The sequence below is a fragment of the Candidatus Eremiobacteraceae bacterium genome, assembly GCA_036511855.1.
Lineage (GTDB): Bacteria > Vulcanimicrobiota > Vulcanimicrobiia > Eremiobacterales > Eremiobacteraceae > JABCYQ01.
On record DATCBN010000025.1, the window covers coordinates 26,652 to 35,436 of the forward strand.

An 8,785-nucleotide genomic window follows, 5' to 3' on the forward strand; every position below is an offset into this window, starting at 1 on the left:
GGGTTGGCCCTAACGGTGCGGCGGCGGCGAGGCCGTCGAAGCGTCGACTTTCGTGTAGCCTGCCGGGATGTCGAAGAACGCGGGCTCGTACGGCTGGGTCTTCAGCGACGTCACGAGCGTCGTCGTAGAGATGTTCATCCCGGCCTTTTGTGAGCCGGGCATGGACATCGTGGACTTCAGCATGATGCGCGGTTGGGCGGACCTCACGGAGTTCGCCTGGATCATCATGTTTTGCGCGCAGGGGTTACTGGATTGACCCGGAGCGGACGGAATCGTCGGTATGGCAAGTTTTGTGGGGCACGACATCTTGACGGGCGGGGGCGCGAACCATACGTCTTCTGTCATCGACTGCGAGAAAGATGGGCAGTCGCCCGTGCCTTGCTCGGAAATGGTGATGGTGTCGACTGCATGATGAGCGGTCAGGCCCGCGATGACCTGCGTTTGGTTGTCGGGTTTTTCGTCTAACGTGATCGCGGTACGGCCGGTTCCGGTCATCGTCGTCGACGCGGGTGCCGGCGTGGCGGCCTTGGCCGCCGCTTGCGCTTTTGCGAGCGCCGCCGCAACGGTTTTCATCTCATCGTCGAAGCTGAGAACTGTATACGTTTTGGCGTTGTCGTCTATCGTGATGATGCGCGACAAGTCGCATTCCACGATCGTGCTCGTGCCTTTGCCATCGTCGCGTCTCGTGCGATAAGTCGAAATAGTGGTCGTGGTCGGAGGCTGCTCGCCTTTGTGCCCCATCATCATCTTCAAGAAACCGGGCACGTTCAAGGTCGTCGTGGTCACGTACTGCAATTCCTGGCCGCCGCCGGCAGCGCCGCTGCCGTTGCCGGTGGTTCCGCCAATCGCGTGCGCGGCCGGCGACGCGAACATCACCGCCAGGAGACCGGCGCCGATCAATGCATAATTACCCAACGATAATCGGGTCATGATGTTGTTCCTCCTCGTGTGCTCACGGATGTTTGAGAATCGTTAACCTCGGCGGCGTCTTCATCCTGGGACGGATACGGGCCGTCTGTACTAATCGAATGATTCTGGCGGGAGCCCGCATCTTGTCGTAGAAGTACGGCAAGTATGTCAATTCGTCCGCAATCCAAGCCGCATCAGCCGGTGATGCTCCGCTTTGAAGAGGGTGTAGCACCCGAACGTGGCGGCCCGCCGCTCGGCCCGTGGCAAGCATGGCTTCCCGCACCGCAAGCGATCGAAGGCACTTTTCCGAAACCCATAATCGCGCAGGGCCTGGCGGCGTACCAACGCGGTAAGGTGCGATCGCTCAACCTAAGGCGCGTCGATCTCGTCGCCACCGTTGCCGACACTGAAACGCACACCACAACGCTCACGCGCGATACGTCGCGGCCGCCTTTAGGACTTCGCTGCAATTGCACGTGCCGATACGGCTACGATTGCAAGCACGCGGTGGCCGCCCTGTACATGCTCATCGAACTCGCCTCACGTACACCCGATGCGCCTCCGGATGGCACCGGAGGGGACGGGACCGGCAACGGACACGCGGGCGCAGTCGACCAAAGCCGCCAGCTCGCGGCCGGCACAACGAATGGCCACGTTGCGGCCGCCGACCCGAGCCGCTCTTCGGCAATGCCGTCTTCTAACGGCCATACCGGCACTTCGCCGCCCATTCGCGACTTACTCGACATGCTCGCGCCGCATCACGAAGCCGTCGTGCCGCGCCGCCGGCTATGGGTGGTCATCGGCTTTGATGACCGGCTCGGTGTTTTTTACGCGCAGCTGCGGCTGGATGCCCCGAAACTGCACGGCGTCGCGCGCACGCATGCGGAATTGCAACAGCTCTATCGCACCACTCGCCAAGCCAACCTCACCGGTGAAGAGTGGGACCGGCACGACGCCGCACTGCTCTCGGATTCGTCGCTTGGCGCGATGTTCGGCACGCCTGCCGATTATGCGCTCGCGCGGGCCACGTCCGAACAGACTCAACGTCTAAGCAATAATTTCGCGCAACTGCTGCTGCGCCTCATCGCACATCCGCGCGTGCGGTTCGACGATCACCTCGCTGCCGCACCCGATCAGATGCCGGCTGTGAAGATCGCGCTCACGCCGCTTCGTCTTCGATTGGGCGGGGCGCGCGAGTCCGGCGATCTGCGATTGAACGGCGCGTTCGTCCGCCCAGACGGTTCGCTGGTCGACGTCGCGAGCGCGCGGCCGGTCGACGGCACGCCCGCATGGCTTTTCGACGGCGCCACTTTCCATCTGCACAGCGGCTCGTTCAGTCTGCGCATCGTCGACAAGTTGAAATCCACACCCACACTCACGCTTGCGCCTCCCGAAGTGCCGCAGTTCCTCGAATGCGCGCACGGTCTGCTCGACGCCGCCACCGCCGCCACGCTCATGCTCATGCCGGAAGACATGCGGTGTCAGACGCTGCTCACGCTTCGCTGGCAGGGCGACGGCATCACGATCTCTGCGGCCATCGAAGACGCGCATAGCGGCGCCAATTGGAAAGTGACGCCAGGCGAGTTCGCCGCGCTCCTTCGCATCGACGACGGAACGAAAGACAGCACACCCCGATACGCGTACTGCGATCCTTCGCAAGCCTCGCTCGTGCGGGCGCGGCTCGAAGCCGCAGGCGCCGTGCCGTGGCGCGACGTGAAAGACGCCTTCGCTCACGACCAGAACGGCGAAGCCCCGCCACACTACGACGAGACCGCGTGGCGCGTCGAGCCGACCGATGCCGCGTATCAATTCGGCACGGACGTCTTGCCGCAATGGCGCGGCGAACTCCAACTCGACATGGACGACACGGTCAAGTCGCTCGTCGAAGGTCCGAAGACGCTCAAGGTCTCGGTCAGCGTGGACACGGCGCACGAAGCCGCCGCCGCGAGGGCCAAGGCGAAGAAGCCATCAGCGGTTTCCACCGGTCCAATCGACTGGCTGGAGATATCCGTCGAACTGATGCTCGACGGTCAGGTACTCTCGCCGGACGATCTCAAAGCGCTCTGGCATAGCACGGGCCGCTACCATCGGCTGTCCGACGGCCGCTTCATCGACCTCTCGTCGTTCGCGCTGCTGCGCGAAGCCACCGGCGGCTTCGGCGGCACGCTCGAGCGCGGCGGCAAGGCACGACTCACGGCCGCGCAGATGCTTTCAGTGTACGACGATCTCGCGCGCGCATGCGGCGACACGCAGCTTCCAGCACCGTTGCGCGAGCTTCGCGAAGCGGTTCGCGATTTCGCCGGCATCGAAGAGACGGACCCGCCGGCGCATCTCGAGAAGATCCTGCGCCCGTACCAGCGCCGCGGCCTCGACTTTTTATCGTACCTCGGCCGCTACAAATTCGGCGGCATCCTTGCCGATGACATGGGCCTCGGCAAAACGCTGCAAGTCCTCGCATATCTGGATAGCAGGCGCGAATCTCGCGGCAGCGCGCCAAACCTCGTCGTCTGTCCGACATCGGTGACGCACACCTGGGTGAACGAGTCGGCGCGGTTCACACCCGAGATGAAGGTCGTTCTTCTCTCGGCTGGGTCCGGGCGAGATGCCATCTACAAGACCGCCGACGAGTATGACATGTTGGTCACATCGTACGCACTCGCTCGCCGGGATGCGGAAGCGCTCTCGGCCATCGGTTTTCGATCCGTCGTGCTCGATGAGGCGCAGCAGATCAAGAATCCACAGGCCAAGATTTCTCAGGTCATCAAGTCGATCGAAGCGGAGCAGCGGCTTGCGCTCACCGGCACACCCATCGAAAATTCCGTGCTCGACCTCTGGTCCATCGTCGATTTCGTCATGCCCGGACTTCTCGGCAACGAAAGCCATTTCCGGTCGGTCTTCGAAACACCGATCATGCGCGACGGCGATGTCGAAAAGCAGACGCGGCTCGCGAAACGCGTACAGCCCTTTATGATTCGGCGCCTCAAAACGCAGGTCGCCGCCGACTTGCCATCGCGCACCGAACAGAGCATCGAGTGCGAGATGACTGGCGCGCAAAAGAAAGCGTACCGGGAGATCGTCCTGCGTGCACGGCGCGAGATCTTGCGAGAAGTGGACGAGCACGGCATCGGCCGCGCGCAGCTCTCCATCCTCGCGGCATTGACGAAGCTGCGCCAGATCTGTTGCCATCCCGGGCTTGTCGGCGATCACTGGCGCGAAGATCCGGAAGCGTCGGGGAAATTCGTCGCGTTTCTCGAGCTGATCGATTCCATCGTCGAATCGGGTCATCGCGTGCTCGTGTTCTCTTCGTTCACGGAGATGCTCGGCTTGATGCGCGAGGCGCTCGACGCGCGCAAACTAAGTTACTCCTACCTCGACGGCGCCACGAAGAACCGTCAAAAAGTATTGGAAGACTTCAAGCGCGAGGAAGGGCCGCCGATATTCCTCATGAGCCTCAAGGCGGGCGGCGTCGGTCTGACCGTGACCGAGGCGGATTATGTGATCCTCTACGATCCGTGGTGGAATCCGGCGATCGAGCGCCAGGCGATCGACCGCACGCATCGCATCGGGCAGACCAAGCCGGTCACCGCCTACCGTCTCGTCACGCTCGGCTCGGTCGAAGAGAAAATCCAGGCTCTGCAAAGCCGCAAACAGGCGTTGGCGGATTCGGTCATCGCCACCGACGCGGCGTTCGCGAAGAGTCTCACGCGAGAGGACTTGGACGACCTCTTCGCGCTCATCGGCGACTGATCTGCATTGACCGCCGGGGACGTGATCCGCACGGAGCGATTGCGGTTGCGTCATCTCGTGCAACGCGACGTCGACGAACTCTATTCCATGTTCCAGGATCCGCTGGTGATGCGTTACTATCCGGCGCTCAAGTCGCGCGCCGATACCGACGCGTGGCTTGACTGGGTTTTTGCGGCCTACGCAAAGAATGGCCACGGATTGTTCGCGGTCGAGCGTGCGAGCGACGGCGCGTTCCTTGGGCAGTGCGGATTGATGCCGCAGACCGTCGAAGGCGAAGCGCTGGTCGAAATCGGCTATCTTTTCAAGAGCAAGCATTGGCATCGCGGCTATGCCACGGAAAGCGCGATCGGTTGTCGCGACCACGCATTCGGCGTGCTCAAGATTCCCAAAGTCATTTCGCTCGTGCGCCCGGAAAACGCCCCCTCACGCGCCGTGGCCGAGCGCATGGGAATGTCCGTCGATCGATCCACTACGTGGCGCGGCATTCCGCATCTCATCTACGCGGTCGACAATACCGACGCATGACTGAACGCGAACTGCGAGCGCTGCTGGAGCGCGGAATGGATGGCGTGGCCGCGTGGGAAGCGCGCTGGCCGGCGTTCGCGGCCGATCCGTCGCTCGACATACCATTCGATCGGGCGGCGGCCGCCATCGATGAGCTCGCGGAGCGGCTGCACGACAACTATCCGTTTTTCCATCCGCAATACGCCGGCCAGATGCTCAAGCCGCCCCATCCCATAGCGCTCGCCGCCTACGCGATGACGGCGCGCATAAATCCGAACAACCACGCGCTCGACGGCGGTCCGGCGACGGCGGCGCTCGAACGTGAAGCCGTCGCGCAGATCGCGACGATGTTCGGCTACGGCCACGATCACCTCGGCCATCTCACAAGTTCCGGCACGATCGCCAACCTTGAAGCATTGTGGGTCGCGACGCGACTGCGTCCGGGCACGGCGGTCGCGCACTCCGCCGAGGCTCACTATACGCATGCGCGCATGTGCGCCGTTCTTGGCGTGCGGTCGATCGCCGTTCCCGTCGACGCGCGAGGACGGATGGATGTCGCGGCGCTCCAGGCCTTGGCGGAATCGGACAACGTCGGCACGGTGGTCGTGACGGCGGGGACGACCGCTTCTGGCGCAGTGGACCCGGTGCACGAAGTGGTCGCGCTTGCGGCGACACGCGGATGGCGCGTGCACGCCGACACCGCGTACGGCGGATTTTTCAAGATCATAGCGGAGATGCCCGACGCGTACATGGATCCGGCGCCATGGCAAGCGCTATCCGCCTGCGATTCGATAGTGGTGGATCCGCACAAGCACGGCCTGCAGCCCTATGGTTGCGGATGCGTGCTCTTCCGCGACGCATCGGTGGGAGCGCTCTACAAACACGACAGCCCGTACACGTACTTCACGTCGCAAGAACTGCACCTCGGCGAGATCAGTCTTGAATGTTCGCGCGCCGGTGCTAGCGCGGCGGCGCTGTGGGCCACGTTGCGTTGTCTGCCTCTCTCGCCTACCGGACTCGGCCGCGCGTTGCTCGCCACGCGAACCGCGGCGCTGATCGCAAGCGCCAACGCGCGGGAAAGCGGCGAATTGAAGCCGGTCGTCGAGCCCGAGCTCGACATCTTCAGCGCCGCGCCGGTCAGAGCGGGTTCGCGCGCGGCCGCGTCGGCGATATCGGCCCGAACCCAAGCAGCGTTCGACAAGCTCGGGAGCGACCGGGACGACCCGCTCTATCTCGCAGTTTGGCGCGTGCCCGCTGCGTTCGGCCGTCTGGCGATGCCATACGTGGATTGGGATCGCGACGATTGCGCCGTCCTGCGCAGCGTGCTCATGAAGCCGGAACATAAGGACCGGGCGGCCGGTATCGTCAGCCGGATTCTGGCGGCGGTGAAGTAGACTTTAGTCGTGTGATGCCCGTCTCAGGCCGATGCGGCCCGTCACGTCGGTCAAGCTTTGCCGTCATATGTGCAGAAGGGGATCAACCACCATGCACACCTGCGCGTTCTGCCACGCCGATGCGACCCACTCGAACCTATTCCTGAATTTCATCTCGCAGGGTCCGCCGCAGTTCCGCATCTGTTCGGCATGCTACTTCGTAGCCGTCCGGCACGGATACTCAGTCGTGTGCGAAGATGGCGCCCCGCTGAAGCAAAAAGTCGCGTAACCTCCGTCCCCGTACAAGGGCAACCGTACTGGGGCAAGCATCGCTTGCCCCTTTGATTTTTTCGCCGTACTAGGGCAACTGTACTAGGGCGAGCATCGCTCGCCCAAAAAACGGGGCAAGCGATGCTTGCCCTCCTACGTAGATTTAAAAAATGGGTGAGCGATGCTCGCCCTCCTACGGCTACCGGTTTTTCATCGGCACCCAAGGCAGACCCATCAGGCCCGTGTATTTCACTTGCGGGCGGATCAGCCGGTTGTTGAGCATCTGCTCCATTACGTGCGCGGTCCAGCCTGCCATGCGGCTGCATGCGAACATGCACGTGAACGTGTCGGGCTCGATGCCGAGCGCGTAGAGCGTGGGCGCGGTGTAGAATTCGACGTTGGCGTACAGACGGCGGCCGGGCTTTTTCTCGTCCAGCACACGCACGGCGATTTCTTCGAGCGTGTGGGCCACGTTGTACCATTGCGGCGTGCCGGCGCTCTCCCCGAGCGTGCGCGCCATCACCTCGAGCGGTTCGGCGCGAGGATCGCGTACTTTGTATTCGCGATGTCCGATGCCCATGACGCGGCCGCCCTTGTCCACCAGGGCACGCACGTAGGCTTCCGCACGGTCTGGCGTGCCGATGTCGAGGATCATCTTCATGACCTTACCCGGCGCGCCGCCGTGCAGATCCCCTTCCAGCGTCGCGACAGCTGCAGTCGCCGCCGCGTACATATCGGACCACGTGCTCGCCGTGACGCGCGCGGCGAACGTGGACGCGTTGAATCCGTGATCGGCGAGCAGCACGAAATATGTGTCGAGCGCACGCGCGGCCGCTTCAGTCGGCTCGGCGCCGTTTTTCATGTACAAGAAATTTGCGGCGTGCGAAAGGTCGGTGCGCGGCGCGACCGGTTCCAGTCCGCGGCGTAAGCGATCCCATGCGGCTACCGCGGTGGCCGACGATGCGGTGAGCCGCATCGCGGTGTCGGCGTCCGAGACGTGCGTGCCATCCGCCCGGTGCGGCACGTGCAGGGCGATCGCGGACACGACACTGCGCAAGACGTCCATGGGCCACGCATCGCGCGGCACGTCCTTGAGCGCTTCGATCAACGGCTCGGGCAATGGCCGGTACGCAGCCATGCGGCCGCGAAGGTCGGCGAATTCGGATGAATTTGGCAAGCGCCCGTGCCATAGAAGATACGCGACTTCCTCGAACGACGCGTTCGCCGCGAGGTCGGCGATGTCGTAGCCTCGATATGTGAGGCGGCCTTCTTCTCCGGCGACGCGACTGAGGGCGGTCTCGCCGACGATGACTCCTTCGAGCCCTGGATCGACGGTGATGGCGGAGTTTTTGACGATGCACCTGCTCTTTCGGCGCCTGCGTTCGCCGAAACGCTGCTCGTTCCCGGCTGAGCGGGACAGGCGAAGGCGACACTCACGGCAATTGCGAAAGATGATAAGGTGCAAATCCTTGCGGACCGGCCATCATCGGACAGTCGCAGCATACTCTTCCTCTTCTCTGACACCGGCGGCGGCCATCGCGCCTCTGCTCAAGCCATCGACTTCGGACTCCACGCGCTCAACGGTTCAGAAAACATCCGCGTTCATCACGTGGATGCGTTTGCGTCGTGCGGCACGTTTCCGCTCCGCGAGGGTGTCGCTTCATATGGCTCGATGCTCAAAGTCCAGCCGAGTCCGTATCCTGCGATATATCATCTCACGAACGGGCGCACGCGCTTTCGCGTGATCGCGGAGCTCGGCAAGCCGTTCATCCGCCGCAACTTCCGCCGCATGTTATCGGAATTGCGCCCCGACCTCGTGGTCTCGGTCCATCCGTTATTGAATGTCTATGCGCGCCAGCTCATCGACGCATCGGGTCTGCATGCTCCGCTCGTCACCGTCATCACCGATCTTGTGACGATCCATCATAGCTGGACCGCGGCGGGCGCCGCCGATCAATATGTCGTCGGATCACCCGAGGCTC

7 protein-coding genes are annotated in these 8,785 nt (G+C 63.2%); 5 read left to right on the forward strand and 2 right to left on the reverse strand.

What is annotated here, in order from left to right; translation table 11 throughout:
* Positions 1-9: 9 nt before the first annotated feature.
* On the reverse strand, positions 10-930 hold the full coding sequence (locus VII69_03965; GenBank protein ID HEY5094257.1) for a hypothetical protein: 921 nt from the start codon (positions 928-930) through the stop codon (positions 10-12).
* Positions 931-1,074: 144 nt separating this feature from the next.
* Here VII69_03965 and VII69_03970 point away from each other — a divergent pair, with 144 nt between their 5' ends.
* The 4 genes from VII69_03970 (at position 1,075) to VII69_03985 (ending at position 6,822) form a co-directional block, all read left to right on the forward strand.
* Positions 1,075-4,656, forward strand: coding sequence for an SNF2-related protein (locus VII69_03970; protein ID HEY5094258.1), 3,582 nt, complete (start codon positions 1,075-1,077; stop codon positions 4,654-4,656).
* Positions 4,657-4,662: 6 nt separating this feature from the next.
* A complete protein-coding gene (locus tag VII69_03975) occupies positions 4,663-5,181 on the forward strand; it encodes a GNAT family N-acetyltransferase (GenBank protein HEY5094259.1) in 519 nt (172 codons plus the stop codon).
* The gene (locus VII69_03980; protein ID HEY5094260.1) at positions 5,178-6,554 is read left to right on the forward strand and encodes an aminotransferase class I/II-fold pyridoxal phosphate-dependent enzyme; all 1,377 of its coding nucleotides are present in this window, start codon (positions 5,178-5,180) and stop codon (positions 6,552-6,554) included. Before VII69_03975 ends, VII69_03980 begins: the two co-directional genes overlap by 4 nt.
* Before the next feature lie 91 nt (positions 6,555-6,645).
* The gene (locus VII69_03985) at positions 6,646-6,822 is read left to right on the forward strand and encodes a hypothetical protein (GenBank protein ID HEY5094261.1); all 177 of its coding nucleotides are present in this window, start codon (positions 6,646-6,648) and stop codon (positions 6,820-6,822) included.
* A gap of 180 nt (positions 6,823-7,002) precedes the next feature.
* Here the strand turns inward: VII69_03985 and VII69_03990 are convergent, their stop codons facing one another.
* Entirely contained in the window at positions 7,003-8,268 is a 1,266-nt protein-coding gene (locus tag VII69_03990; GenBank protein HEY5094262.1) for a citrate/2-methylcitrate synthase, read from the reverse strand.
* On the opposite strand from VII69_03990, the gene VII69_03995 reads away from it, so the two are divergent.
* Positions 8,263-8,785 (forward strand): hypothetical protein (locus tag VII69_03995; protein ID HEY5094263.1); only part of this gene is annotated, 523 nt, incomplete at its 3' end. The two genes, VII69_03990 and VII69_03995, sit on opposite strands and share 6 nt — an antisense overlap.

Coding starts and splice junctions, on each gene's coding strand:
- VII69_03965 (HEY5094257.1), bottom strand. CDS start 930: ATGACCCGATTATCGTTGGGTAATTATGCATTGATCGGCGCCGGTCTC.
- VII69_03970 (HEY5094258.1), top strand. CDS start 1,075: ATGTCAATTCGTCCGCAATCCAAGCCGCATCAGCCGGTGATGCTCCGC.
- VII69_03980 (HEY5094260.1), top strand. CDS start 5,178: ATGACTGAACGCGAACTGCGAGCGCTGCTGGAGCGCGGAATGGATGGC.
- VII69_03985 (HEY5094261.1), top strand. CDS start 6,646: ATGCACACCTGCGCGTTCTGCCACGCCGATGCGACCCACTCGAACCTA.